Below are 24420 nucleotides of genomic sequence, written 5' to 3'. Positions count from 1 at the left end.
ACTTGACCACCCCGCCCCACCAGCCGCTGACCACCGGTCACCGGCCGTCACCCCACGCCAAGAACCGTCACACCGCGCGCTCGCACTGAATGTTTGCCGTCAGACGTCTCGAAGAATCAGCTGATGGCCTTCTCCCATTCGGGCTCGACACTTGCCACACGGAGCAAGGATGCAACCGCAGCAACTCCATCTGACCAGATGCCGGTCTCGTACCTCACCGGGCCTGCATCGTCCCAGCACATAGACATCGAGGATGACCAACGATCAGCGTCGGTGGACGCACAGCATTCTTCGGTCCAGCCGCAGCTATCTGGCCCGATTCCAATGGCGGAAGCTGTGGCAATTCGGACCGTTCCGCTGGGGTGACGTCGCTCCCCGGCGCGCAATCCGGGTGGCCGTCGGTGCGATGGTGCCGCTCTCGGTCGGATCAGCCTGCGGGCATCTCGACTACGGTGCCTTCGCGTCTCTGGGAGCCCTGCCTGCCGGATTCGCTTCGTTCCAGGGCGTGACCCGCAGCCGGGTGACGGCCGTGGCGGTGGCCAGCGCCGGCATGGCGGTGTCCACCTTCGTCGGCGCAGCCACGGCGGCGGCTGCGCCATGGCTGCTGGTACCGGTCGTCATCCTCTGGGGATACGGCGTCGGGCTGGCCGTCTGCCTGGGGCCGAGACTGAGCGTGGCAGCCATCCAATGGCCGGTGGCGCTGCTGATCGCGATCGGTATGCCGCTCGGGCCGACGGATGCTGCGCTGCGGGCCGGTCTGGTGCTCGCCGGCGGGCTGTTCCAGGGCGTGCTCGTCGCCGTTTCCTGGGCCTTCCAGCGAGGCGATCCGGAGCGCGCGGCGCTCGCCGAGTCCTACCGGATCCTCGCGGTCTACGCCTCCGGCCTGGCAGCCGGGCACTTCGGGCCGCCGTCGTCGATGGCCTTCCCCGCCGCTGCCGCTCTCGCCGACCCCAACCCGCTGCTACCCAGGACCGCAAGACTGTACTACCTGGATTTGCTTGAGCAGGCGGAACGCATCCGCGCCTCGCTCGCGGCCCTGGCTGAGCGTGCAGCTGACGATCCCTCGGAGGCCGCCCTCCGTTCTGCCGCAGACGCCGCCCGGGCGCTGGACCTCATCGCAGGCACACTGAGAGTCGGGCGAGGCGACCGTGCTGGGCGGATCCGCGAGCTGAACCAGCTTCTGCCGAGCCTGACCGTCGTACCCAGCGCCAGCCGGCACTTGGCCGCTGAGGCGCTCTTCGGACAGCTCCGTGCCGTAACCCAAAGCGTGGTCCGCCTTCATACGGCGCCTGGGCGAATGCCGGTGGGCCATGCGGTGAGTGGACCTGTAGTTCCGCCCACGCAGGACGAGATCGGATGGGCCGCCCTCACCCTGCGAGCCAATCTCATCCCTTCCGGGGAAACCGGGCGTCACGCTGTGCGACTGGCCGTGGCCGCGGGGCTCGCTGAGGTGATCGTCCAGGCCACCGGCCTGTACGAAGGCCGTTGGGTGGTGCTGACGATCTTCCTGGTACTCAAGCCGGACTACACCTCCACGGTGTATCGCAGCATCCAACGGGCAGTGGGCACGGCCGTCGGAGCCGGCCTTGGTGCGGCTGCAGCCTGGTTGGCCCACCCGAGCTCAGGCGGGCTGATCGTCGCAGCCGGGATCGCTGTCGCGGCCGCCTACGCCCTGTTCGATGTGAACTACGTCATCTACAGCAGCTTTCTCACCGTCTTCATTGTGATCCTCCTCGACATCTTCGGCCTGCCCGCCGACACCACCGCCGTGGCCCGCCTGACCAACACCGCTATCGGAGCGGTCCTCGCGCTCATCGCCTACTCTGTGTGGCCGACCTGGGAGGGCCTCACCGCCCAGGAGAAGTTCGCCCGGCTCGTCGAGGCCCACAGCACCTACGCGGCTGCCCTGCTGCACAGCGTTGCCCATCCCGGGCAGACCGATCCGGCCCAGCTGCGCGGCCTTCAAGCCGCCGCCCGCCGCGCTCGCACCGATGCCGAGGCATCCTCGGACCGCCTGGCCGACGAGCCGCAGCACCCGCCGCTGACTCCCACTGTCGCGCGGACTCTGGTCGCCGTGGTGACCCGGCTGGCCCACACCGAACTGTCGCTGCATGCCCTCGTCCCACCGCAGGCTACGGCCACCGGCCGGGAAGAAGGCGGTGCCCGGGATGGGGATGCCGATCGGCTAGACGCCCTGGCCACCGCGTTCAGTACCGCGATGATCTCTCTGGCCGAGGCGGTCAGGACTTTGCAGCCACCCGGCCCGATTCCCCCGCTACGCCAGGTCCAGTCCGCGCTGCGCGACCGGCCGACCGTGCTCGATCCCCGTCTGCTGCAGATCACGGACAACCTGGTCGACGCCGCCAATACGCTGGAGGACGTCCTTCGCCGACATCTTGCTTCACCATGAGCTTCGACCAAGCCGGACGGGGAGCAGCTGGGGCGAGTCGTCGATCTGCCCCGCGCGGACGTCCAAGCGCCCGAAGGGGCCGGATATGTGCACCGTTTGACGATCGGTGAGGATGGCGTTGCCCGTGTTGTGGATCGTGTACGTGACGGTGGCGTCACCCTTCCCGAACGGATTGGGCGTGCCCGAGTAGCGCACGTGCAGGTCCTCTACCGACAGGCTCGCTCTCCACCCACGCGCAGACGGATCCGGATGCCGAGACGCCGTTCTGACCGTCCTACGGTCAGCTTTGGCGCAGTGCGGGCATCGGGATGGGGACGTTGAACGCGGTGGCTCCGGCGCCCACGCCACCCTCGCAGGAGTTGGGCGGGTCGGTGGTCACGCCTCGGGTGGAGGGGCGTTCGGCTGCCCAGAACATGTAGCCGAGCAGGCCGGTGGTGGTGCCCGCGCCGGCCGGGGCGGCGTTCTGGGTCCAGGTGCCGGTGGCCTTCTGCAGGGATGAAGCGAAGTTGTTGCACTCCGGGAGGACCTGGGAGCTCCCGGCGATGTATAGGCCGCCGGTGAACTTGGCGGGGGCCAGCGGCGGGATCGGCGGGTTGTAGGTGGGCTTGCCGCTGATGTGTTCTTGCCAGTTCGACTCGGCCGAGCTGGTGGACGGTTGCTTGCTGGGCACCATGGCGTTGGCGTAGTCCAGGACCGGGTTCGCGGGGGTCAGCCAGTTCGTGGTGGCGTACTGGTCGAGTGCGATCAGCCAGCGGTCGCCGGCCGCGACGTCGATCGTGAGCCGGGCGGTGGAGTCGGCGCCTGAGGCGTCATAGGGGTGTACGGCCCGGTAGGCGTTGATGAACGACTGCAGCCCGGTGGTGTTCGGGGTCGTGCTCTGCTCGTAGTCGATCTCGATGCCGACGCCGAGCTGGGTTGCGAGCGCGGCGGCCCGCTGGCCGAGCAGGGTGGGGTTCTGGGTGAGCGCGGTGTCCCAGTCGTTGGTGTAGGTGATGCCGCCGATGGAGAGCATCACGCGGATGCCGTGGCTGGTGAAGTAGTTGACGACGGCCTGGTTCATGCCAACGGGCACACCGCCCGTGTTGCCGCTGTTGGTCGTGCCATTGAGCAGCGTCAGCGGGTTGACGAAGCTGAGTACCACGAGATTGACCGAGGGGCGCCCGTCGCCGCGGTCGATCAGCCAGTGGTTGTTCTGATCGAAGTTGACCATGTCGCGGACCGTCGCCCACGTACAGGCATCGTCGCCGCAGTGCCACGCACCGTAGACCTGTGGAGGAGAGCCGGCCGCGGCGTTGGCGGCGGACGGAACGGCGGCGGGCGCGACAGCGGCGACGGCCGTCAACACGGCTGCGGTGAAAAGGGACTTGAATCTGCCGGACAACACACGCATGAACGCCTCCTGGCGAACCGGTGATCCATCAAGGCCAAATCACACGGTGAGGCCTTGATCGCAACCTGTCAATAGATTGGTCCAGACCACAAGCAACTTTCTCGGCGCCTGCGGTGCGCCCGGCCTGGACAAGGTTGACCAGAACGGCGGCACCAGCTGCCCGCGCAAGGATGGCGGCTGGGCCGAGGAGATCTCGCGCGACGGCGGGCTGCTGGGGGTGGCGTGGCGTGCCGTGGCGGAGGGAGTGGCCTTGGGTGCCGGATGGCTGGGCGATGCCGGGGTGGCCGGGGACGTCGAGTGGTCGCCGGCTGTGCGGGTCAAGCCGGCGCAGTAGGCGGCGACCTTCTCCGGGCCGCCGGCTGCCTGCTCCAAGCGGGCCTGAGAGGACGGTTCCAGGGCCTGGTCGCTGCCGGCCGCCTTCAGGTACGCCTCACACAGTCCGCGCACATCCGCGGTCCGAAGGACGGTGGGCGTGGTGGCAAGCGCAGGGTCAGACCATTGGCAGAGAACGCAGGAACCGCAGCTGCTCCAGATCCTGGTAGTAGCCGCCGCCCTCGTGCCGGTTGTAGGGCCACACCCTGATGTCCTTCGGCCCTGCCCAGTGGTTGTAGGCCGCGAAGACCGTCGAGGGCGGGCAGATATCGTCCATCAGCGCGGCGGAGAAGAGCACCGGGGCCGTGGCGCGGGCGGCGAAGTTCACCCCGTCGACGTAGGACAGGGTACGGAAGACTTGCTCGACGGCGTCACGATGGGTGCGCAGATAGATCCAGATCTCCCGGTAGGCATTGCCCTCCACCACCTCCAGCGCGCGCCGATAGTGACACAGCGAGGGCTGGTTGACCAGGGCCGCCCTCACACCGTCGCAGAGCGCCGAAGCGGCCAGCGCGATCCCGCCGCCCTGGCTGCCTCCGGCGATGATGATCTGTTCCGGGTCGACCGACGGGTGGCCGCGTACAGCGTCCACCGCCCGTACAGCGTCGGTGAAGACCCGGCGGTAGTAGTAGTCGGCCGGGTCCTGGATCCCTCGGGTGACCATGCCCGGCGAGGAGGAGCCGGCGCTGCCGTATGGGTCGCCGGTGGCGCCGGGCTGCAGCGAACCGCCTTGGCCACGGGTATCCATCAGCAGGTGGGCGTAGCCGGCGGACGGCCAGGTCAGCCACTCGTACGGGAAGCCCCGGCCGCCGCCGTAGCCGAGGAAGCCCACCACACACGGCAGTGGTCCTGTGGCGGAGGCAGGGACCAGCAGCCAGCCGGCCACCGGGTCGCCGGCGAAGCCCGGGAAGCGCACGTCGAAGACGTTGACCTCGGTCAGGCAGGCGTCGTACGGAGTGAAGGTGGCCGGCCGGTCGCAGGTACGCGCCTCGGCGAGGGTGTCGGCCCAGAAGGCATCGAAGTCCTCCGGTTCCTCGCGCTCGGGTAGGTAGCGACGCAGCTCCTCCAGGGGCATGTCCATCAGCGGCATGGGGGCGGCTCCTCGGTTCCGGGTGTCTGGGCGGGTGAGGGTGCAGCGGTCAGGCCGGTTCGCCGGTGCGGTCGGCGCCCTGCACGGTGAGCGTGTCCGGCGCGTCCACGTAGGCCCTGCCTTCGGCGTCAAGTCGCACCGACAGCGGCACACCGGCGACCTGCAGACCGCTCAGGCTCAGCGGGCCGATGCCGTGCGCGGCGAGCGGGGACAAACTCAGCGTGCCACCGGGCACGTCGGCCTCCAGGCCGAGCGCGGCTTGGAGAAGCAGCACGACCGAGGCAGCCGACCACGCCTGTGGGCGGCAAGCGGCGGGGTATGGGGCGGGGGCGCTGTCCACGAGCGAGCCGTGACCGGCGAACAGTTCCGGCAGGCGGCCTTCGAAGGCCTCGGAGGCGGCGATCAGGCCTCCGGCCAGTGAGGCGGCCTCCTGCGGGAATCCCGCCCGGACGAGGCCGTATACCGCGATGGCTGTGTCGTGCGGCCAGATGGAGCCGATGTGGTAGCCGAAGGGGTTGAACCCGGTGCTGTCGGTGCTCAGGGTGCGCAGCCCGAAGCCGGAGTCCAGCTCGGGGCCGGCGATCCGGGCGGCGAGCAGGGCGCTCTCCTGCGGGTCCAGCAGACCGGTGCCCAGCAGGTGGCCGAAGCCGGAGGTGGCGGAGTCCACCGGGCGCTTGTCGGCGTCCAGCGCCACGGCCGGGTAGCGGCCCCTTTCGTCCTCCACCCAGAAGCTCTCCCGGAAGCGGCGTCGTAGCCGGCCGGCCCACTCCTCCCAGCGGTCGGCGCCGGGGCGGTCGAAGGCGCGCAGCAGAGCGGCGCCTGCCATGGCTGCCTCGTAGGCGTACGCCTGGACCTCGCACAGGGCGATGGGTGACTCGGCGAGGTGGCCGTCGCGCCAGCGGATGGAGTCGCCTGAGTCCTTCCAGCCCTGGTTGGCCAGGCCGTGGCCGGAGGTGTCAATGTATTCGAGCAGGCCGTCACCGTCAGCGTCACCATGGTCGGCGAGCCACTCCAGGGCTGCCTCGGCGTGCGGCAGCAAATCGCGGACCTGTTGCGGATCCAGTCCCCAGCGCCAGGCGTCGTGGAGCAGGATCACCCACAGCGGGGTCGCGTCCACCGTCCCGTAGTAGAGCGGCGGGAGGCGGCTGCCTTCGCGCAGGTCCAGTGCCTCGCGGCGGACTTCGTGCAGGATCTTGCCGGGCTGTTCCTCGGTACGCGGGTCAGTGGTGGCGCCTTGGCGACGGGCCAGGGTGCGCAGCGTTCCTGCGGCCAGCTCGGTGCCGAGCGGCAGTAGCATCCTGGCGGCCCACAGCGAGTCGCGGCCGAAAAGGGTGAGGAACCACGGGGAGCCGGCGGCCAGGAAGCGGTCCTCGGGGTGCTGCGTGTCGGACAGCAGCAGCCGCTCCAGATCCTCCACGGATCGGGTGAACAGGCGGCCCAGGCGCCGGTCGGGGCTGCGCAGTTCGGTGGGCGACCACGGTACGGCGTCGCGGGCCACCGCCGGGAATTGGTCCGGTTCGTCGGCGACGACGGTGCACTCGACGGCGGCCCGCCAGGTGCCACCGGCCGGCAGTTCCACCTGGTAGCGGAGCTTCCCCTCGGCGGGCTCGACCTGAGGGGAGCCGGAAGTGGGGCGCAGCCGTACGGTCACCTCGTCGTCGTTCCAGGCCAGGCCGCCGTCTTCGGTACGGGCGGGCAGCGCGGGGCGGGGACGGCCGGCCTTGACGTCGGTCATCCGGGCCAGGTCGGTAGCGGCAGTGAGGACCACCTCCAGCTGGATCCGCTGGAGGCCGGCGTTCGCGATCTCCAGTTCCTCGCACAGCACGCCGGGGGCGACCGAGCGCATGCGGTGCAGGGTGACAGCCGGGTCGGCGGTGTGCTCTCCGACGCCGCGCAGGACGGCGCGGAAGGTGGTCTTGTCAGCGGCGCGCAGCATGTGGCGGACCGGGGCAAGCGGCACGCCCTCGACCCGAACTGACAACGACGAGAGCATCCGGCGGTCGCCGTGGTAGAACCCGTCCGCCCCGCCGGCGAGGTCCCCGTCAGGCCGGGAGAGGACCAGGCTGGGGGCGTAGAGCGTGGTGCAGGTGTCGTGCAGGAAGGGCTGCAACCCCTCGGTGACGACTTGCGTGGACGGGAGGTCACCGGCGGGATGTCCCTGGACGACCATGTTCACAGTGCGGTGCCTCTCGTTGATTGGATCGATCAAAACTCACCCTAGACCTTGCCAAGCTGGCATTGAAGAGAGTTTTATCGATCCAACAAAGCTGATGCGCCGCATTTCGGGTGGCTGGCGCGTGCAGGACGGAGGTCATTGGTGGCACGAACGACGCCGACCGGCGGGCCCAAGAAAGGGTCGGTCACCCTGGCTTTGGTCGCCCAGCGGGCGGGGGTGTCCGTGCAAACAGTGTCCAACGCGCTCAACTCTCCCGGCCTCCTCGCCCCGCGGACCCTGAAACGAGTACAGGAGGCGATCAGCGAGCTGGACTACCGGCCCCACCAGGCCGCACGCTCTCTGCGCACCCGCTCCAGCCGGCTGATCGGCTACGGCATCCAGCCGCAGCCCAACGGTCTGTCCACGCCTGTGCTCGACGACTTCCTGCACGCACTGTCGGACTCGGCCGACAAAGCCGGGTACCGGGTCCTGCTGTTCGCCGCGCCCGTCGGCGCGGACGACGAGGCCGACCGGTACGACGAGCTGCTGCGGGAGCACTCGGTCGACGCGTTCGTGCTGAGCGGCACCTACCGCGGTGACCGCCGTCCCGGCTGGCTGCACAAGCGCGGCATTCCCTTCGTCGCGTTCGGCCGGTCCTGGTCGGCCCGTGACACCGGGGACTGGGTAGACGTGGACGGTGCGCATGGCACCGCCGCCGCCGTCGATCACCTGGTGGCCGCCGGGCACCGGCAGATTGCGTTCCTCGGCTGGCCCCGCGGCTCCGGCGTCGGTGACGACCGGGCACAGGGCTGGCGCGAGGCGATGCGGCGGCACGAGCTGCCGGTGCGTGATCTGCGGGTGTCCTCGCTGAACGACGTGGATGCCGCGCGGGACGCGGTGGGACGCATCCTGGCGAAGGCCACAGCCGTGGTGGCGGCCAGCGACACGCTGGCGCTCGGCTGTTACCGGGCGCTGCGCGACAGCGGCCGAAGCCCGGGCCAGGACGTGGCGGTGGTCGGCTTCGACGACTCCCCCGCCGCCGGCCTGCTCTCCCCCAGCCTGAGCAGCGTGCGCCAGCCGCTGGAGGAGGTCGGCCGGGCCTGCACCCGGCAACTCATGTCCCGCATCAACGACCCGCAGGCCGACCCGGAGCACGTGCTGCTGACTCCCGAACTGATCGTCCGGGAGAGTTCCGCCGCCGTCCTCCCTCACTGATCCTGCGCCCGAAGGCAACGCCGCCGTCGGGCACAGCAAGCCCTGGAGAGGAAAGATGACAGTACGCAGAGCCGCGACCGCCAGCGCCATGTGCGGCGCATTCCTGCTCGCCGGATGTTCGTCCAATTTCGGCAGCAATAGCAGCGCCCAGCAGGACACGAAGGGCAAACAGAGCCTCACCGTGATGATCGGCTCATCCGGCGACGCCGAGACCAACGCCGTCAAAGCGGCGGCCTCCGCGTGGGCGAAGCAGACCGGCAACACCGTCACGGTGGTGCCCGCTCAGAACCTCGACCAGCAGCTCGGCCAAGCCCTGGCGGGCGGCAAGCCACCGGACATCTTCTACGTCGGCTCCTCCGTCTTCGCCAACTACGCCAAGGGCAACTCGCTGTACGCCTACGGCGACCAGCTCTCGTACAAGAACGACTTCTCGGCCTCGCTGCGCAACTCCTTCAGCTACGGGAACAAGTTCGTGTGCGCACCCAAGGACAGCTCCACCCTGGCCTTGGCGATCAACACCACGATGTGGAAGAAGGCCGGGCTCACCGAGGCCGACTACCCCAAGACCTGGAACGACCTGGAGAAGGTCGCCAGGAAGCTGACCACCAAGAATGTCAGCGGCCTGGTCGTCGACAGCTCGTACAACGAACTCGGCGGCTTCCTCAAGCAGTCGGGCGGCTGGATCACCAACACCGACCAGACCAAGGTCACCGCGGACAGCGCCGCCAACGTCAACGCGCTGACCTACGTCAAAAAGCTGCTGACCGAGGGCGCGCTGAAGTTCCCCAAGCAGGTCGATGCCGGCTGGGGCGGGGAGGCGCTCGGTACACAGAAGGCCGCGATGACCATCGAGGGCAACTGGCTGACCGGGGCGATGTCCACGGACTACCCGTCCGTGGGCTACAAGGTCGTCCCGCTGCCCAAGGGGCCGGCCGGGCAAGGCACGCTGTCCTTCAGCACCTGCTGGGGCATCGCCAACAAGAGCGCCCACCACGCCGCAGACGTGTCCCTGGTCAAGGCGTTCACCACCGCCCAGCAGCAGCTGGCCTTCGCCGATGCCTTCGGGGTACTGCCCTCGCGGGACAGCGCACTGACCACCTACAAGCAGAAGCACCCGCAGGACAAGGTGTTCGCCGACGGCACCGCCTACGCGCAGGGACCGGTGACCATCCCCGGCTTCACCAAGGCGCTGACCCAGTTCGACTCCGACCTGGCGGGACTGGCCACTGCCGATCCCAAGAAGATCCTGTCCGACCTGCAGACCAACGGCGAGCAGATACTCAAGGGCGGCAGCTAACCACGCCCGGCACAACTGGGCAGCACTGGGAGCCTTGAGCGCCACACCGTACGACGCGCCGCCGGGAGAACGGCACCGGCGGCGCAGGAGGAGAGAACATGAGCCAGCACGGCAACGGCGCCGTCGCGGGACACGTGGGCGCCGGCGCCGCGGCTGGAGCCGTCGGCACCGGTCATGCCGGTGACGCCGGCGGCGCCGGGACCGGAAGGCGCAGAGACTGCGGGGGCCGTCGCGGTTCCGCGGTCAAGGACCACCAGGGAATGTGAGGGTGGCTCTTCGTCAGCCCCATGGTGATCATACTCGGGCTGTTCCTGGTGCTGCCTATCGGAATGGCCCTGTGGGTGAGCCTTCTGCACTGGGACGGCCAGTCCAACCCGTTCAGCGGCGCCGCGGACTTCGTCGGCCTGCACAACTACGCAGACCTCTCGACCAGCGCGGGACAGGACCGGCAGCTGTTCATGACGTCGGTGCGCAACAACCTGTACTACGTACTTCTGGTCGTGCCACTACAGACGGCGCTCTCCCTGGGGCTGGCCATCGCCGTCAACAGCCGGAGGATCAAAGGCAAGGGGTTCTTCAGGACCGTCTTCTACTTCCCTTCGGTCACCAGTTCTATCGCCATCTCCACCGTGTTCCTCTTCCTGTTCCAGGGCAGCGGCGCGGTGAATGCGCTCTTGAAGTGGGTCGGCATCACAGGCCCGAAGTGGTTCACCGACGCCCATGGCCTGGTGTGGAGCCTGCTCGGCCTCCTGGGCGTCGTCGACCCCGACAAGCCGGTGGCCGCACTCGCCGCGCACGGTTTCCTCGGACTGTCCTGGTGGGACTGGCTCTCCGGCCCGTCCATCGCGATGTGCACCATCATCGTGCTGGCCGTGTGGACCACCTCCGGAACCTATATGTTGATCTTCCTCGCGGCATTGCAGGACGTGCCCGTAGAACTAGAAGAGGCCGCCCTGCTCGACGGTGCCAACCGCTGGCAGTCCTTCCGCAACGTCACGCTCCCCGCCCTCCGCCCGGTGCTGTTCCTGGTCATCACCCTCGGACTGATCGGCACCTGGCAGGTCTTCGACGCCGTCTACGTGATGAGCCAAGGCGCCCCCGCAAACACCACGCTCACCCCCGCCTACCTGTCGTACACCGCGGGTTTCCAGGACGCCGACTACGGCCGGGCCGCAGCCATCGCCTTCATCCTGCTGGCGATCATCCTGGCGATGACCATCGTCCAGCGCGTACTGCTGCGCGACCGCGACGAGCCCACGACACGCACCCGCTTCCTTCGCCGGAGGACCTCATGAGCATCGGGACCGCCCCCGCCCCCCGGCGCAGGACCGGAGGCCGGACCCTGCTCACGGTCGTCTACCTGCTGCTCGCCGGATTCGGGGCGCTGTACCTGCTGCCGTTCGTCATCCAGATCGTGACCTCCTTCAAGACGGACCCGGACGCCGTCGCGCATCCGCTGTCGCTGCTGCCGAACCCGTTTTCGCTGGCCTCCTATCGCACACTGTTCGGGCTGGGAACCACCGGCGATCCAGTGCCGTTCACCCGCTGGCTGGCCAACTCGGTGCTGGTCACAGTGTTCATCACCACCGGCCGGGTGTTCTTCGACTCGCTGGCCGGTTACGCGCTGGCCAGGCTGGACTTCCGTGGGCGCAACCTGCTCTTCAACGGCCTGCTCACAGTGATGGCGGTGCCCGGCGTGGTGCTGCTGATCCCGAAGTTCCTGGTCCTGAACCAGCTGGGAATCTACGACAGTTACGCCGGCATGGTGATCCCGCTGCTGGTGGACGCTGCCGGGGTGTTCATCATGCGGCAGTTCTTCGTCTCCATACCCAAAGAAGTGGAAGAAGCGGCCCGAATCGACGGCGCGAGCATCTTCCGCACCTTCTGGTCGGTGGTGCTGCCGATGGCCAGGCCCGCCCTGATCACCCTGACCATCCTGTCCTTCCAGGGCTCCTGGAACGAGTTCACCCACTTCCTGGTGGCCACACAGTCTCCGCAGTACGAGACACTGACCACCGGTCTTGCCCACCTCGTCTCCGGCAGTCTGAGCGCCGGCACCCAGTACCCACTCAAGCTCACCGCCGCCCTGCTGGCCACCATCCCCGTCGCCGCGGTCTTCTTCGCCTTCCAGCGGCACTTCGTGCGCAGCGCAAACTCCGGAGCAGTCAAACAGTGACCGGTACGCGCCAGTCGATCGACTGCGGTTCCCGTCGACCGGGTGGAGCCTCAGCGAGGTAGTGAAGACGGTAGGAACGTGTTCCTACCACGCGCTATCGTGGAGCCATGACTGCACGGAAGCTGTCGATCTCGGTGCCGCCGGAGGTCGAGGAGACGATCAAGGCGGCGGCCGCGGAAGAGGGCAAGCCGGTCTCCGCGTGGCTGGCCGAGGCTGCTGTCGAGAAGGCCCACATCGCCGCCTTGCACGCGGCGGGCCGCGCCGCCGCCCGGGAGCTGGTGGCGGAGTACGAGAGCGAGCACGGCCCACTGCCCGAGGAGTCCCGGCACCGCGCCCGCGAGTTCCTGATGGAGGCCGGGCTGCTCGACGACGAACCGTGGCGGGCGGCCGGGTAGTGCGCACGATCGTCTACGACACCGGCGCCCTGGTGGCCGCCGAACGGCGGAACCCGGACTTCCTAGCCCTGCACGACGAACTGACCGCCGCCCGCATCCGCCCGATCGTGCCGGTGGCGGTCCTCGCCCTAGCCTGGCGAGGCGGCCCCCAGCACCAGATCTCGCGCGTACTCAAGGGCTGCGACATCCGCCCCGACGACGAACGCACCGGTCGCGCCGCCGGTGTTGCCTGCGGCGCCTCCCGGACCGCCGACGTCGTGGACGCGATCGTCGTCGCCACCGCTGTCCAGTACCAAGCCGCAGTGGTTACCGGCGATCCCGGGGACCTCAACCACCTCGCCGACTCCATCGGCGTCAAACTCCGGCTCTTCACCGTCTGACCACCCGCGACTGGTCACGCGACCGTCGCGGGTGTTGGCGCGATCTTGGCCTGGTGGCCTTGTGCCGCAGGGGCCAGGCAGTGAGGCGCTGCCGCCCGGCCCCTTCGACTCCGGGTCAGGCGACCCGGCCCCGGCGCGGTCAGTGCTGGGGGTGCGGACGGGCGTGGAACAGCGGCCGCCGCATGGCGGTGGCCCCCGGGGGCAGGTGGCCGATTTCCAGGCGCAGTTGGATGGCGTGGAACACCTCGGTCACACCCAGGACGATGGCCATGATGCCCACCACCAGGGTCAGCACGGCGATCGAGCCGAACGGCGAGACGATCAGCACGACGCCCGCCGAAAGGGTGAGGATCCCCAGCAGCATCTGCCAGCCGCGTGCAGGTAGGTCCTCGGCAGAGGCCGCTGCGGCCGTCATCATGATGCCGCGCAGCAGCCAGCCGAAGCCGATCCACAAGGCGAGCAGCAGGATCGATTCCAGGGTGCCCCGGAAACAGATCAGCCCCAGCAGGATGGACAGCGCGCCTGTGACAAAGTGCAGCACCCGCAGATTCCTCGGGACATGTGCGCCGAAAGCCGCAGCCAGCTGGAATACACCGCTGACCAGCAAGTAGATGCCGAAGATCACGCCGACGACCCGCAGCGTCTCGCCCGGCCAGGCCAGGACGACGACACCCAGGGCGATCGCAGCCATGCCCGTGGTCAGCAGCATCTGCCAGCCGACGTTCGCCAGGGTGCCCAGGAGCCCGTTCTCCGGGGAGCCCCCCGATGGCTCGGTGCCGCGCGGACGGTCGGCTCCTGAGGGTTCGGAAGAGTACGTCATGCCGTCTGTCTCCTTCCGGACAGCGCGGTCAGATGCACCTCCATCGTCACTCGCATGGCCCCGGACCGCGCGGCGGAGGCGGGGCGGCGGCGAACGTCGCCCGCCGCCTGCGAACGGGGCTGCCGCAACCAGCCAGTCGAGGCCAGAGATGTGTGGTAGCGGAAGGAGGTCCACGTCAGCGTGCCCTCCGCCGACCTGATGATGTCGTTCACGGCCGTGCTCGACAATCCGGAGTTCGACCACGGGCATGAAGTGATCAACGGTGAACCGGCCCGGCCGGGGCCCCCGACTTCGATGAACCGACCGTGCCGGACACCCGGCACGCCGGCACACGCACACCTCCCGCCCGGCAAGCTCACGCCGTGCACGGCGTCCGCGACGGCGGGCGCCAGACACGCGGCCCGGCCGGTCAGCGCCGCTTGTGCTGCTTAAGCTTCTTCCCGCTTTTGCCGCGCTTGCCGGAGCGGGGAGGTGCGTGGTGGGTACGCGCGGCCCTGCCGCATACGTCGAGCGCGCGGCGGGCCGCGTCCGCGGTGGCGGGGTCGGGGTGGCGGGTGAACTGTTCGACCAGCGCGGCGGTTTCCTCAGGGCCGGCTTCGGCCAGAAGCGCCGAGCAGGGCGGGCTTGCCCGCCACCGGGCCAGTCGGACACCGCCTGCTCGAACGCGGTGTACAGGGCGTCCAGCGGCTCGGACGAGGGCCCCGTACGATCGCTCGCGGAGGTCGTGCGACGGGCCAGGTCCGCGGTGCGTCGTGCCGGTTCGAGGCTGTCGAGCAGACGCATAGTGACAAGCGACCACACCGCGTGCTCAGCATCGCTGCCTGACAGCAGCCGCGATCAACGGCCGACGGCACGCAGAGCGACCTGGTTGGCTCTCTCCGGGTCCCGGCGGGCCGGTCGGCTGCCCTGCGATGCGATGAACTATGTCGGCTGCATCGCCGAACCTGCCTGCCGCTGCGGGTGAGCACCTGGCGGCGCGGGCCGCGCTGCTGAACGGCACCTACCGCGAGGTCGCCGGGCGGGTTCTGGACAACGCCCAGATCGTCTTCGACGACGACGGTCGACAGGTGGGGCGTCGTCGTCGTGGAGTGGGCGCACGTCAGCGATCTGGTCGATCCGACGCCCTACCTGGAGCCGGGCACCCTGCTGCTGACAACAGGGCTCAGTCTCGGCCGTACAAGCGGTGGTCGGGCTTGCTCCTCCGCCGGTCTCAGTGCGGCCAGTTCGTCGGTGCTCGGCTCTGCAGTCGCGTTCGCGCCTGCCAGCAGGGTGAGGTGTACGCCGATGGTCTGCTCCGGCACGTCCGGCCCGGCTCGCGGGAGTTGACCGAGCCCCGGCCGCCGCCCTGCGCGCCGTACCGCCCGGTCCGCAGGTGGCCGAAGAACTCCCGTACAGCGACGGTGCGTCATAGGGTGATGGGCAGACGATGGAGGTCGTACGTGGTGGAGCGGAAGCCCGAAGGAGGGTTCGCGTGCGAACTCGTCCTCAACGGGGATGTGCGAACGGATGCGCCCACTGCTCTGGGCCGGAAGCTGTCCGAGGACGGGGCCGCGCGCGTGGTGTCGGTCTACGCCGCGCGGCCCGCGCCCGGACGGCGCTCGGGCGGTGTCGTCGAGGTGGCCACCCTCGCGGTGACCTCGGTCGGGACACTGGTCGCGGTCATCGACACGATCCGGGGCTGGTTGACGGGGGAGCGTAGCGCGGCGGACGGTACCGACGGCGTCACCTCGATCACGGTGATCATGGGAGACGACCGGGTGGAGATCATCCAGCCCTCCACCGCCGCCGAGGAGCGGCTCGTCGAGGCGTTCGTCCGGCGGCACACCCCGTCATGAGCGAGCCGTCATGAGCGAACTCACCACGCTGAACGTCCGGGCCACCGCACAGGGCATGACCGTTCGCTACGAGTACGACCTGCGGGTCGGCAGCGCCGTCGGCGACACTCCACCGCTCGAAATGGAGTACACGGTCGAGGCCGACCCGGGACTGGTCAAGGGCTGCCGCGCCCGGATCGACGAGGTCCTGACGGAGGCCTCCGCCGGGGAACCGCACCTGGAACCCGGCGTGATCAAGGAGTTGGCCAAGTGGGGCAAGCTGCTCTACGAGCATCTGTTCCCGCGGGTACAGGGCAACGCGGCCGAGCTGGTGACCCGGCTGCACGCGTCGACCGGCCCCGTCCTGGTGCGCACGAACGAGCAGGAGGTCCCCTGGGAACTACTGCACGACGGTGCGGACTTCCTCGGACTCAAGCATGACCTGGGGCGCCGGCTGATGGGCAAGCGCCCTGTCGTCGGCGGGCGCAGCATCAGCCGGGTCGGCCGGGCGCTCATCGTGGGCGACACCAACGGCGACCTCGCCTCCGCCCGCGAGGAGGCCGCCAAGGTCGCGGCGTGGCTGGGCGGCCGCGGCATCGAGTGCAAGGTACTGCTGGGCCGGGACGCCACCCTGCTCGACGTCGTCAAGGAACTGGCCTCGGAGGAGACGTCGTACGACCTCTTCCACTTCTGCGGTCATGTGGCGACCGGCGCCGGCACGACCGGGCTGATGATGCACAACCGTCAACTGCTCAGCGAGGTCGGCCTGCAGACTCTCTCATCGTGTGGCGCGCCGCCGGTGGTCTTCATCAACGGCTGCGGCTCCGCGGGGGAGGGCGAAGTGGCCAGCATGTCCGTGTCCTTCATGGCCCTGGGCGCGAAGACCGTCGTCGGCACCCGCACCGATGTGGCCGACGAGGGCGCCTGGCAGTTCGCCGCCGAGTTCTACGGCGGGCTGCTTGCGGGCGAGCCGGCCGGTGCCGCGGTCCGGGCGGCGCGCGCCGCGACGCGTGAACGACCGGACGCCGCCTGGGCGTCCTTCATCCTGTACGGCGACCCGGCCGCCGGCATCACCAAGGACGAGACGACGGGGGACGCCGAGCCACCCGAACCGCCCGACGACGAGATGACGTTGACGCTCGCTCCCGATGCGCGGCGGCTGATGCGGCGGGTGTACGCGTCCGCCGCCGGCCGGGGCGGGGTCGCCTCGGTCGATCTGCTTCAAGGGCTGCTCGGCGAGCCGGACATACGGCAGCGGATCGAGGAGAGCATCGGGGCGGATGCCATGGAAGCCCTCGACCAGGTGATCCACCATGTCCTCAGCCGCAACTCCGGTACGGACAGCGGTTCCGGTACGGACGCCGGCGTCCTGTCCGACACCGTCAACCGCGTGTTCGCGGACGCGGCCACCCGCGCCGCCGTGGACGGCAGGAGCACCATCACCACGGTCGACATCACGACGGCCTTCGTGGCAGTGGGCGGCGGGCTCTCCGCCCGGCTGCTGGAACTGTGCGGGGTCCCGCTGGACAGGCTGCTGCCGGACCCGGACAGCGACCGGGCCACCCCGGACCCCGTCCCCGACCCCGACCCGCCGGCGTCGAACGGCGACCAGCGGCTGCCGATGGGCGACTTGAGCCGCAGCGCCGTGGGCACGGTGCGGCTCGCGAACCTGCTGGCCGAAACGCGCGGCGAGGTCGTCGGCACCTACACGCTCCTGCTCGCCTTCGGTGCGATGGGCAGCGAAGTGCTGCGCCGCGGCATGTACGAGCAGGGGGCGGCCGGGGAGCGCGCCTTCCGGAAGCTCTCCGGGATGCTCACTCCCCGGCGCCGTGACCTGTCCCCCCGCGTCCACGACGTACTGGACCAGGCACGCCGGCGCGGTGGCGCCGGGCGCACCTCGTCCGGTCGCGTCGGTGAGGCCGCGATCCTGCTCGCCCTGCTGGAGGACGAGGGATCGTCGGGGCGTGAGCTGATGCGGAAGCTCGGGGTCGACCCCGAACTGCTCATCCAGGCACTGGGCCGGGCTCACTGACTTCGCCGAGGCCTGCGAGCCCTGTGGTCGCCTTCGGGTCGCCCGGTCTGCGGTGCAGCACCTCCGTCCACTGCCGTTGTGCTTCGCCGGGGTCACCGAGCCGCAGGCCGGCCAGGGCCAGCGCGTTGCGCGCCTCGGTGTCGCCGGGGCACCAGAGCACCACCGCGGCGAAGCAGTCGCGAGCGGCGGTGAGACGGCCCTCGCGTGCCGCTGCGAGCCCCCGGTTGAACAGGTACGCGGGGTGGACGTGCAGCCGCGCATAGCCGGACAGGGGCGTGCGGCAGCCGGCGCAGGCCTCTGTCCCGTACGCGTTCTCCCTGCCGCACAGAACCACCGGGCAGCGCACGCTCGTCGTCGCGGCCGTCATGGCTTGGCCACGGGGATGCCGGCGCCGCCCGGTTCGTCGGACGAACCCGTGAGGATGCTCTTCAGCCGGATCAGGCGCTGGCGGTCCTGCGCGGCCTCCTGCTGGACCCGGTGCGGGTCCTGGGCGATGACGGCCTGGAGGCCGCTGAGCCGCTGCCCGATGTCCGCCACCTGCTGGCGGTGTTCGGCCGTGGCGCGGGAGACCTGGACCAGATTGCGTACCTGGCGCAGCATCTCCAGGGCGCTCTGCAGCAGGGATGCGGCCCTTTCGGCGTCGGCGACCGGCTGGTTCTTCTGCCGGGACTGGTACCTCAGGTTCCGGAGGTGTTCGAAGATGTGCTGGAGCTGTGTGATGACCTCCGAGTACGACCTCTGGTCACCGGCACTCAGGGCCCGCTCGCCCTGGTCCCGCTGGACCTCGACGGCCTGGGCGATCTCCCGTTCGTCGTGCGGGATTTCGGCCTCGGCGCTGATCGAGGCCACGTACCGGTTGTCAAGGATGCAGTCCTTGACGAGCCTTTCGAAGTCCGCTCGGGGCGGCTGAAGATCCCCGGTCGGGGCCTTGTCGGCGACATCGGCGATCGCCTGCATCTCCTCGAACTCGTGACTCGCGACCGCGTTCTCGCCGCGTGCGAGGGCCTCGGTGAAGGATTCGTGCGCCATCTTCATCTTGGCCTTCTGCACGTTCTGTTCGCCCGCCGACAGGAACTCGACGCTCTGCTCGAAGGCGCGCAGCAGTTTCGCCACCTTGTCGTCGCTCGGCAGTTCGGCCTCCGGCGGTACCTCGACGAGTGCCTCGAACGGGTGGTCGCCGATGGAGCCGCGCACGGTGATCAGCGAGTGCACGTCCATCTCCACATCGAGGTCGATGACCGTGCCCCTGGGGGTAGAGGACGGCACCGGCACCGTGATGACCTGGATCGGGCGGGCCTGCTGGAACAGCCGGAATTCCACGGTGTCGGTGTCACCGGGGTGGCTGAAGTGGTAGCGGTCCTTGAACGGCAGCGTCCGTAGCGCGGGGATCAGCTCCTCGCGCATCGTCCGCCCCTCGCGTTTCACCTCCAGCAGGACCGGCTTGGCGTTGATGGCCGCGCTGGTCGGATTGCCCACCGGCTTGGCTCCGGCGTCGCGGTCGTGGACGACCGCGCGTCCGACGGTCGCCAGCAACTCCTCGTCGGCGCCGAGCACTTCGATGGTGAGCAGGCTCTGCGCGTTTGGCTGTACGGGAATGCGGGTGAACGCGAAGCTGCCGCCCGGCTTGAGCTGGGCCTGGTCCTCGTACTCCTCGGTGCTGAGCCGCACCGAGCCGCCGGTGAGATCGAGGTCGGGGTCGAGGGCCTCGACCGTTCCGCCGACCACGGTACGGTCCGCGGCCGTGACCCCGGTGCCGCGGAAGCCCACCCGGACCGTCCGCTCCTCGTTCAGGATGTCCAGGCCGCCCACCGCCGAGGCACGCACGGCCGCGCCCAGCGCGACGACCGTGTCCACCTGCTCGTACACCGGTTCGGTGCACTTGGCCCGCGGCGAGTCGGGGGCGGGAGACCCGGGGGCGGGGGAGCACAGCCGGCTCCGCACCATCTCCCGGACCAGCGGCAGATGAGTCGACCCGCCGGCCAGGATGACCTGGTCGATGTCGGCCAAGGTGACCCCGGCCTCCCTGGTCGCCTGGTCGAGCGCCTCGTCGCAGTACTGGAAGGTGCGCTCCAGTAGGGGCCGGGCGATCTTCTCCAGCTGGGCGCGCTCCATCACGGTGTCGATGACGACCCGCTGCCCGTCCTTGTCGGTCAGCCCTCCGGAGTCGCGGAGCATGAACTCCGTACGGTCCGACAAGCCCTTCTTCACGGACTCGGCGAGGGACTTCAGGCGCCGGAAGCGCAGCCGGTCCTCCGCGTTGTTCTTCAGGTCCAGGTCCATCGCCCAGTCGTCTGCCTGGATCAGCTGCTGGAGGTAGCCGGCGAGGGCGGTGTCGATGTCGTCCCCGCCGAGCATGGTGTTGCCGCTGATGCCGAGCACCCTGAAGTCGGCGGCCTTGCAGCGCACCACGCTGACGTCGAAGGTGCCGCCGCCGAGGTCGTAGACCAGGAAGGTGCCGTCCCGGGTGCCGGTCCGCCAGCAGTAGTAGCTCGCGGCGGCCGTCGGCTCGTGCAGCAGGTCCACCACCCGCAGCCCGGCGCTCTCGGCCGCCTGGCGGGTGGCGTCGATCTGCGGCTGGTCGAAGTACGCGGGTACGGTGATGACGGCCCGGTCGACCACCCAGCGCACGTCCGGAGTCTCGAACTCCGCCACGTCCTGCTCGATCTGCCGCTTCATCTCCCGCAGGATCTCCGCCGAGATCTCGACGGGGGTGCGCTTCTCGTTCTCCGCCAGCTTCACCGTGCTCGGTGATCCCATGAGGCGTTTGACGGAGGTGATCGGCTCCGGGGTGCTGCCCACCCGCGCGAACGCCTTGCGCCCGACGACCAGTTCGCCACTGTTCGGGTTGCGCCACACGCAGCTCGGCGTCGTGCGGGCGTTCATCCCGCCCTGGTGGATCACGATGTCGGTGTCGGTCGGGTTCATTACCGCCACCGCGCTGTTGGTGGTCCCCAGGTCGATCCCGACGGCCTTGCTCACGTACTGCGTCATGCGTTGTCCTCCGTATCGGCGCTCGACGGGGCGCCCATGATCACTTGTCCCAGCCGTACGACCGTGCCGCGGTCCAGCACGATCGGCTCCACGGTCTCCGCCACCACCTCGGTGGTGAACCCGGGCCCGTAACGCCATCCGGTGATGTCGACGACGTCCGCGACCGATTCGTAGGTCTTCCCGGTGGGGTCCTGCGTGGTGATGTCCATCGCGTGCAGCGGTTCGAGGACCTGCTTTCTGGCCACCTCCAGACGGCGGCCCAGCGGCTTGGCGCCCGCCGCCTCCAGCGGACCGGCCGCCTCCCGCAGCAGTCCGTCCAACCGCGCGACGTGGACGGCGAGTTCGGTGAGGACCTTGCGCGCCGCCGCCGTCTCCTTCTCCACCCGGTTGCTCTCGCTCTGCAGGTCCGACCAGTGTCGCTGGAGCAGGGCGGCCATCTCACGCCCCGGGCTGACGGGGTCCGGCTGCTCCGGCCCTCCCAGCCCCTCCGGCACCGGGCGCTCCTCGAACTCGTCCCAGTCGGTCGCTTCGGACGACGGGAATTCAGCCGAAGAGGACATCGCGCACCTCCAGCGGCGGACGCTCCAGGTGCAGTGGCACCGGAGAGTTGTCCAGGGCGGGGCGGATGTCGACGGTGGGCGGCGTCAGCATCCCGTCCAGCAGCTGCCGTGCCACGGCGGCGAGGTCAAAGTCCGTCGCCTGTGGCGCCTCCGTCTGCCCGGACTGTCCTTCGAACGCGACGGGACGGCGCCCGTACTGTCTGGCGAAGTCCTCCCACCGCTCGCCGCGGTAGTCCGCGCCCGGCGCCTCCAGCAGTACGTGCAGTTCCCGTGTCTCCGGGAGGCCCATCAACTCGTCCTTGGCCCATTCCGCGAGCGCGCCCGCGTCCTGAGCCCCGGTCACGGCGAGTTCCCGGAAGCGCTCCGCCACCTCCTCGTCGCTCGCCGACACGGGAAGTCCGAGGACATGGAAGGGATTCGGCTTCATAAGTCTCCTTGGTCTCTTTATCCCCTGGCCTGGTCGAGCAGTGCGGGGGCGCTGACGTCGCCGGGATTCCATTTCAGCGCCGTTTCGTACATCGCGATCTTGGTGCGTTTGTCCTGGGCGAGGAACAGCCCGCGGTCCACAAAATGCGTGCCGAGAGCCTTGTTGCCCGGAAGGTGTCCCTTGCCCGGAGTGCAGAGCGGGATGAGCGCGTCGGCGAACTTACGCGCTTTTCCGACCACTTTCCGCAATTCCTCGTATCTCCGCATTTCGTAAAGGGAGTTCTGCAGCCCGTTGTGCCATTCGAGTCCGGTCTGCAGGAGACGAAGCAGCGGAATACCGAGATCGATCACCGGTTCCAGCTCGCGGATGCCGGATTCGTAGTCCTTGTCGATCCCCTCGGTCAACTTCTCGATGGCGGCACGGTCATTGACCGCCCTCTCGGCGGTCTGGATGACCTCGGCGCACCACTCGTCGGTGACCGAACCGGCCAGCGACGAGATCTCGGCCCAGCGTCCCGTGTCGACCTCCGGGGACCACGGGACGCCGAAGTCCCGCAGGAGGCCGCGGACGGCGGACTCCCCCTCACGGGCGGCCTCCAGCACCCGCAGGTGCAGCCGGGCGGTGTCCCGCACCCCGGCCTGGAGTGCCTCGGCGCCGAGTTTGCGGTGCATGCCGAACAGTTCCCGGCACACGGTGCCGCGCAGCCGTGTCTCCGCCTCGGGCCCGGCGGGCGCCTCGCCGTGCTGCTCCCAGAATCCCCCCGAGGCGAGCAGCAGGGTCCACAGCGCGGTCGCGCGGGCGAGGTGTCCGCCGGCCTGCGCGGTGGGCTCGGGCCTGTTGAGCGCCAGGTCCCGGTGGAGGAGGGCCAGGGTGTGGTGGAGGCGGACGTCGTACTCCAGGGACTTCAGGCAGTCCGCCCATCTCCGTGCGATCCCCTTGCCGCTGCCGGTCCGAACGGCGCGGGACAGAGCGGCGTCGCCCTCGACGGCCGCCTCCAGAGCCGCGTAACGGCCGGGCCGCTCCCAGGGGACGGACTCCCGGTCCAGGCCGGGGAAGAGCGTGTGCAGCAGGCGGTCGACGTACACGTCGAGTTCCAGGCCACGGGCGACCGACAGGGCTCTGCTGCGGGAGGGGACGCGTTTCAGCGCGGGCCCCTTCACCGGTTGCAGGTCGGCGGCCTGGCGCATCAGCTTCGCACCCCGCAGCGGATCATCCGCGTTGCGGGCGGCCACGGCCTTGTGGCAGAGCAACCGGGCGTACTGCGCACGGACCGGACCGGAGTCGAGCCCCTCCTGGTCCGCCGCGTAGTACGCGAGCATCCACTGCTCCTCCGCCAGCTCGTAGTCCCCGATGGCGGTCGCGCAACCGGCCAGGATCGCCGGGTCGAGTCCGCGCCCACTGCCGTCGATCAGCCGCTTGACGACGACGGCCAGCGGATGGACCTGGCCAGAACGGCGGTCGGTACCATTGGACTTGCCCTTGCCGCCGGACCTGCCGCCGGTGTGGGCGAGTAGTGCGGGCAGCAGCCGGGTGATGTCGGTGAGGCCGGCCAGATCGCAGTCGGCCGCCGCCGCGGAGAGCAGACCCAGACACCGCCCCGGATCGCTCTCGACGAGCCCCGCCGCATGGACCAGCCGGATCAGCGCGTCCTGCTTCCCGGTCCCGTCGGGCGGGGGTGCCCCGGGCGGGCGGCCGTCCAGGACGTCGGCGAGCAGGGCGCACACGGCGCCGTCCGGCGGTGCGGTTCTCAACTGCCTTACGGCGGCGGCCCGATCACCCCGCGCGAGGGCACCCACCGCGGAGGCCAGGGCCAGCACCGGCTGTACGGTGCCGGACGCTCGCGCCGGCAGGACCGGCGGGCGTCCGGCGGCCGGCAGCGCCATCGCCGCGGCCGTGGCCTGTTCGGCCAGCGCCCGCAATTCCGGCGAGGCGTGCCGGTCCGCCAGATCGCGCACCAGCGAGGCGAGGGCGTTCCGGCGGCCGGGGTCCCCGCTGAGCATGCCCGCACGGGTGAGCGCGGCGGCCAGCCCGGTCACGGCCTGCGGGGGCGGCTCGTCGGCTTCGCCGATCAGGGCGGCCAGCCGCCCGCACAGTCCCAGGCCGGCGGCTTCCGGATCCTCGGCCAGCAGCGCCAGGCCCAGGACCCATTCCGCCCAGGGGTGCTGCCGTACGGAGGGCGACAGCACGGCCGGCCCGTCGTCCGGTCCGCTGTCCGGCCCGAGGAGGGTCCCGTGGGCGACTGTCCTGGCGGCCCGCAGCAGTACCACCGCGTCAGCGGGTACGGTGTCCGGCCCGGCGGCGACGGCTCTGGCGAGATCCCTGGCCGCCCGCCGCGCGTGGTACGGGGCGTCGTCGGGGTCCAGGGTCGAGCCCTCCCCGGCCAGCCGGTGCAGCCAGACCGCGCCGAGTACGTACGGCAGTTGGGGCAGTCTGCGGGCCGGCAGCCGCTCCAGCCGGTCCGCGACCTCGTCCGACCCGCCCCCGACCGCCTCGGCCCACACGCTCAGCAGCTCCGCCTTCGCGCCGCTCCGCCCGGCGAGCAGCCGGTGCGCCCTGGCCGGCCGTTGCCCTTCCAGGTGGTGCGCGGCCAGCACCAGCGCCGCCCGCTCATGCCCGAGCGCCAGGGCCGCCTCCAGTAACCGCCGCCCCTCCTCGGGCTCCTTGCGCAGCGCCAGCAGTCCCGACCACAACAACCGGTCGGCGCGCGGCAGTCGCCGGTACAGCGGGTCCTTCAGCAGCGCCCCCATCTCCGCCGCCCCCGCCTCCCGGCCGTACGCCGCGCCCAGGGCCGTACGCAACGCCTCCAGCCGTTCCGGCGTGCCACCGCCTTCCGCGGGCAGGCCGGGCGCGGGCCGGTCCGGGGTGCCGGGCGGCCGCCGGCCCGCGGCCAGGTCGC

21 protein-coding genes and 1 pseudogene are annotated in these 24420 nt (G+C 70.0%); 11 read left to right on the top strand and 11 right to left on the bottom strand.

Annotated elements, in window-relative coordinates; all coding sequences use genetic code 11:
* The first annotated feature begins 505 nt into the window (after positions 1 to 505).
* Positions 506 to 2410, top strand: coding sequence for an FUSC family protein (locus EFK10_RS30045; RefSeq protein WP_164836204.1), 1905 nt, complete (start codon positions 506 to 508; stop codon positions 2408 to 2410).
* Here the strand turns inward: EFK10_RS30045 and EFK10_RS30040 are convergent.
* Positions 2402 to 2605 carry a hypothetical protein gene (locus EFK10_RS30040; protein WP_127358803.1) on the bottom strand — a complete coding sequence of 68 codons (204 nt, stop codon included), beginning with the start codon at positions 2603 to 2605 and terminating at the stop codon, positions 2402 to 2404. The genes EFK10_RS30045 and EFK10_RS30040 overlap by 9 nt on opposite strands.
* An 85-nt stretch (positions 2606 to 2690) precedes the next feature.
* Positions 2691 to 3800 carry a glycoside hydrolase family 18 protein gene (locus tag EFK10_RS30035; RefSeq protein WP_206305633.1) on the bottom strand — a complete coding sequence of 370 codons (1110 nt, stop codon included), beginning with the start codon at positions 3798 to 3800 and terminating at the stop codon, positions 2691 to 2693.
* 76 nt (positions 3801 to 3876) lie between these two features.
* Between EFK10_RS30035 and EFK10_RS30030 the strand changes: the two genes are divergently transcribed.
* The gene (locus tag EFK10_RS30030; RefSeq protein WP_127358802.1) at positions 3877 to 4134 is read left to right on the top strand and encodes a hypothetical protein; all 258 of its coding nucleotides are present in this window, start codon (positions 3877 to 3879) and stop codon (positions 4132 to 4134) included.
* Positions 4135 to 4290: 156 nt separating this feature from the next.
* On the opposite strand, the gene EFK10_RS30025 is transcribed toward EFK10_RS30030, so the two are convergent.
* The gene (locus EFK10_RS30025; RefSeq protein ID WP_127358801.1) at positions 4291 to 5262 is read right to left on the bottom strand and encodes an acetylxylan esterase; all 972 of its coding nucleotides are present in this window, start codon (positions 5260 to 5262) and stop codon (positions 4291 to 4293) included.
* 49 nt (positions 5263 to 5311) lie between these two features.
* On the bottom strand, positions 5312 to 7432 hold the full coding sequence (locus EFK10_RS30020) for an amylo-alpha-1,6-glucosidase (RefSeq protein WP_127358800.1): 2121 nt from the start codon (positions 7430 to 7432) through the stop codon (positions 5312 to 5314).
* A 147-nt stretch (positions 7433 to 7579) separates the two neighbouring features.
* Here EFK10_RS30020 and EFK10_RS30015 point away from each other — a divergent pair, with 147 nt between their 5' ends.
* The 7 genes from EFK10_RS30015 to EFK10_RS29990 all read left to right on the top strand — a co-directional run bounded on the left by EFK10_RS30015 (position 7580) and on the right by EFK10_RS29990 (position 12880).
* A complete protein-coding gene (locus EFK10_RS30015) occupies positions 7580 to 8632 on the top strand; it encodes a LacI family DNA-binding transcriptional regulator (protein WP_127358799.1) in 1053 nt (350 codons plus the stop codon).
* 55 nt (positions 8633 to 8687) lie between these two features.
* The gene (locus EFK10_RS30010) at positions 8688 to 9929 is read left to right on the top strand and encodes a sugar ABC transporter substrate-binding protein (RefSeq protein ID WP_127358798.1); all 1242 of its coding nucleotides are present in this window, start codon (positions 8688 to 8690) and stop codon (positions 9927 to 9929) included.
* Between the two features lie 98 nt (positions 9930 to 10027).
* Positions 10028 to 10195 (top strand): hypothetical protein, encoded by a 168-nt coding sequence (locus EFK10_RS47895; protein ID WP_164836203.1) that lies wholly within the window; start codon positions 10028 to 10030, stop codon positions 10193 to 10195.
* Between the two features lie 21 nt (positions 10196 to 10216).
* Complete coding sequence (locus EFK10_RS30005) at positions 10217 to 11224, top strand: carbohydrate ABC transporter permease (protein WP_127358797.1); 1008 nt, start codon at positions 10217 to 10219, stop codon at positions 11222 to 11224.
* On the top strand, positions 11221 to 12105 hold the full coding sequence (locus EFK10_RS30000) for a carbohydrate ABC transporter permease (protein WP_127358796.1): 885 nt from the start codon (positions 11221 to 11223) through the stop codon (positions 12103 to 12105). Before EFK10_RS30005 ends, EFK10_RS30000 begins: the two co-directional genes overlap by 4 nt.
* Positions 12106 to 12212: 107 nt before the next feature.
* The gene (locus EFK10_RS29995) at positions 12213 to 12500 is read left to right on the top strand and encodes a hypothetical protein (RefSeq protein ID WP_127358795.1); all 288 of its coding nucleotides are present in this window, start codon (positions 12213 to 12215) and stop codon (positions 12498 to 12500) included.
* Positions 12500 to 12880, top strand: a complete 381-nt coding sequence (locus EFK10_RS29990) for a PIN domain-containing protein (RefSeq protein ID WP_127358794.1) — start codon at positions 12500 to 12502, stop codon at positions 12878 to 12880. Before EFK10_RS29995 ends, EFK10_RS29990 begins: the two co-directional genes overlap by 1 nt.
* 139 nt (positions 12881 to 13019) lie before the next feature.
* On the opposite strand, the gene EFK10_RS29985 is transcribed toward EFK10_RS29990, so the two are convergent.
* Both EFK10_RS29985 and EFK10_RS29980 read right to left on the bottom strand, forming a co-directional pair.
* A complete protein-coding gene (locus tag EFK10_RS29985; protein WP_127358793.1) occupies positions 13020 to 13700 on the bottom strand; it encodes an HdeD family acid-resistance protein in 681 nt (226 codons plus the stop codon).
* Entirely contained in the window at positions 13697 to 13912 is a 216-nt protein-coding gene (locus EFK10_RS29980; RefSeq protein WP_127358792.1) for a hypothetical protein, read from the bottom strand. Before EFK10_RS29980 ends, EFK10_RS29985 begins: the two co-directional genes overlap by 4 nt.
* Positions 13913 to 15139: 1227 nt before the next feature.
* On the opposite strand from EFK10_RS29980, the gene EFK10_RS29970 reads away from it, so the two are divergent.
* Both EFK10_RS29970 and EFK10_RS29965 read left to right on the top strand, forming a co-directional pair.
* Positions 15140 to 15535 carry an effector-associated constant component EACC1 gene (locus EFK10_RS29970; RefSeq protein WP_127358790.1) on the top strand — a complete coding sequence of 132 codons (396 nt, stop codon included), beginning with the start codon at positions 15140 to 15142 and terminating at the stop codon, positions 15533 to 15535.
* Between the two features lie 10 nt (positions 15536 to 15545).
* Positions 15546 to 17546 (top strand): CHAT domain-containing protein, encoded by a 2001-nt coding sequence (locus EFK10_RS29965; RefSeq protein ID WP_127358789.1) that lies wholly within the window; start codon positions 15546 to 15548, stop codon positions 17544 to 17546.
* Here EFK10_RS29965 and EFK10_RS29960 read toward each other — a convergent pair.
* The 5 genes and pseudogenes from EFK10_RS29960 to EFK10_RS47885 all read right to left on the bottom strand — a co-directional run.
* Positions 17518 to 17913 carry a tetratricopeptide repeat protein gene (locus tag EFK10_RS29960; protein ID WP_127358788.1) on the bottom strand — a complete coding sequence of 132 codons (396 nt, stop codon included), beginning with the start codon at positions 17911 to 17913 and terminating at the stop codon, positions 17518 to 17520. The two genes, EFK10_RS29965 and EFK10_RS29960, sit on opposite strands and share 29 nt — an antisense overlap.
* Positions 17910 to 20537: an Hsp70 family protein gene (locus EFK10_RS29955; protein ID WP_164836202.1), complete on the bottom strand. Its 2628-nt coding sequence runs from the start codon at positions 20535 to 20537 to the stop codon at positions 17910 to 17912. Before EFK10_RS29955 ends, EFK10_RS29960 begins: the two co-directional genes overlap by 4 nt.
* Positions 20534 to 21097 carry a hypothetical protein gene (locus tag EFK10_RS47890; protein WP_164836201.1) on the bottom strand — a complete coding sequence of 188 codons (564 nt, stop codon included), beginning with the start codon at positions 21095 to 21097 and terminating at the stop codon, positions 20534 to 20536. The genes EFK10_RS29955 and EFK10_RS47890 overlap by 4 nt, the downstream gene beginning before the upstream one ends.
* Positions 21081 to 21524 carry a hypothetical protein gene (locus EFK10_RS29950; RefSeq protein WP_127358786.1) on the bottom strand — a complete coding sequence of 148 codons (444 nt, stop codon included), beginning with the start codon at positions 21522 to 21524 and terminating at the stop codon, positions 21081 to 21083. Before EFK10_RS29950 ends, EFK10_RS47890 begins: the two co-directional genes overlap by 17 nt.
* A 17-nt stretch (positions 21525 to 21541) precedes the next feature.
* Positions 21542 to 24420 (bottom strand): annotated as a pseudogene (locus EFK10_RS47885) (hypothetical protein); the annotation flags it as partial.

It is taken from the genome of Streptomyces soli (genome assembly GCF_003999195.1).
In the GTDB taxonomy this organism is placed as follows: Bacteria; Actinomycetota; Actinomycetes; order Streptomycetales; family Streptomycetaceae; genus Actinacidiphila; species Actinacidiphila soli.
Note: the sequence above shows the minus strand (reverse complement) of the source record. Positions and strands in the feature narration are given on the sequence as shown.

What these genes read in the sequence shown, in the direction of transcription:
- EFK10_RS30035 (WP_206305633.1), bottom strand. Translation starts at nt 3,800, where the DNA reads ATGCGTGTGTTGTCCGGCAGATTCAAGTCCCTTTTCACCGCAGCCGTG.
- EFK10_RS30025 (WP_127358801.1), bottom strand. Translation starts at nt 5,262, where the DNA reads ATGCCGCTGATGGACATGCCCCTGGAGGAGCTGCGTCGCTACCTACCC.
- EFK10_RS30020 (WP_127358800.1), bottom strand. Translation starts at nt 7,432, where the DNA reads ATGGTCGTCCAGGGACATCCCGCCGGTGACCTCCCGTCCACGCAAGTC.
- EFK10_RS30010 (WP_127358798.1), top strand. Translation starts at nt 8,688, where the DNA reads ATGACAGTACGCAGAGCCGCGACCGCCAGCGCCATGTGCGGCGCATTC.
- EFK10_RS47895 (WP_164836203.1), top strand. Translation starts at nt 10,028, where the DNA reads ATGAGCCAGCACGGCAACGGCGCCGTCGCGGGACACGTGGGCGCCGGC.
- EFK10_RS30005 (WP_127358797.1), top strand. Translation starts at nt 10,217, where the DNA reads ATGGTGATCATACTCGGGCTGTTCCTGGTGCTGCCTATCGGAATGGCC.
- EFK10_RS30000 (WP_127358796.1), top strand. Translation starts at nt 11,221, where the DNA reads ATGAGCATCGGGACCGCCCCCGCCCCCCGGCGCAGGACCGGAGGCCGG.
- EFK10_RS29995 (WP_127358795.1), top strand. Translation starts at nt 12,213, where the DNA reads ATGACTGCACGGAAGCTGTCGATCTCGGTGCCGCCGGAGGTCGAGGAG.
- EFK10_RS29985 (WP_127358793.1), bottom strand. Translation starts at nt 13,700, where the DNA reads ATGACGTACTCTTCCGAACCCTCAGGAGCCGACCGTCCGCGCGGCACC.
- EFK10_RS29965 (WP_127358789.1), top strand. Translation starts at nt 15,546, where the DNA reads ATGAGCGAACTCACCACGCTGAACGTCCGGGCCACCGCACAGGGCATG.
- EFK10_RS29960 (WP_127358788.1), bottom strand. Translation starts at nt 17,913, where the DNA reads ATGACGGCCGCGACGACGAGCGTGCGCTGCCCGGTGGTTCTGTGCGGC.
- EFK10_RS29955 (WP_164836202.1), bottom strand. Translation starts at nt 20,537, where the DNA reads ATGACGCAGTACGTGAGCAAGGCCGTCGGGATCGACCTGGGGACCACC.
- EFK10_RS47890 (WP_164836201.1), bottom strand. Translation starts at nt 21,097, where the DNA reads ATGTCCTCTTCGGCTGAATTCCCGTCGTCCGAAGCGACCGACTGGGAC.
- EFK10_RS29950 (WP_127358786.1), bottom strand. Translation starts at nt 21,524, where the DNA reads ATGAAGCCGAATCCCTTCCATGTCCTCGGACTTCCCGTGTCGGCGAGC.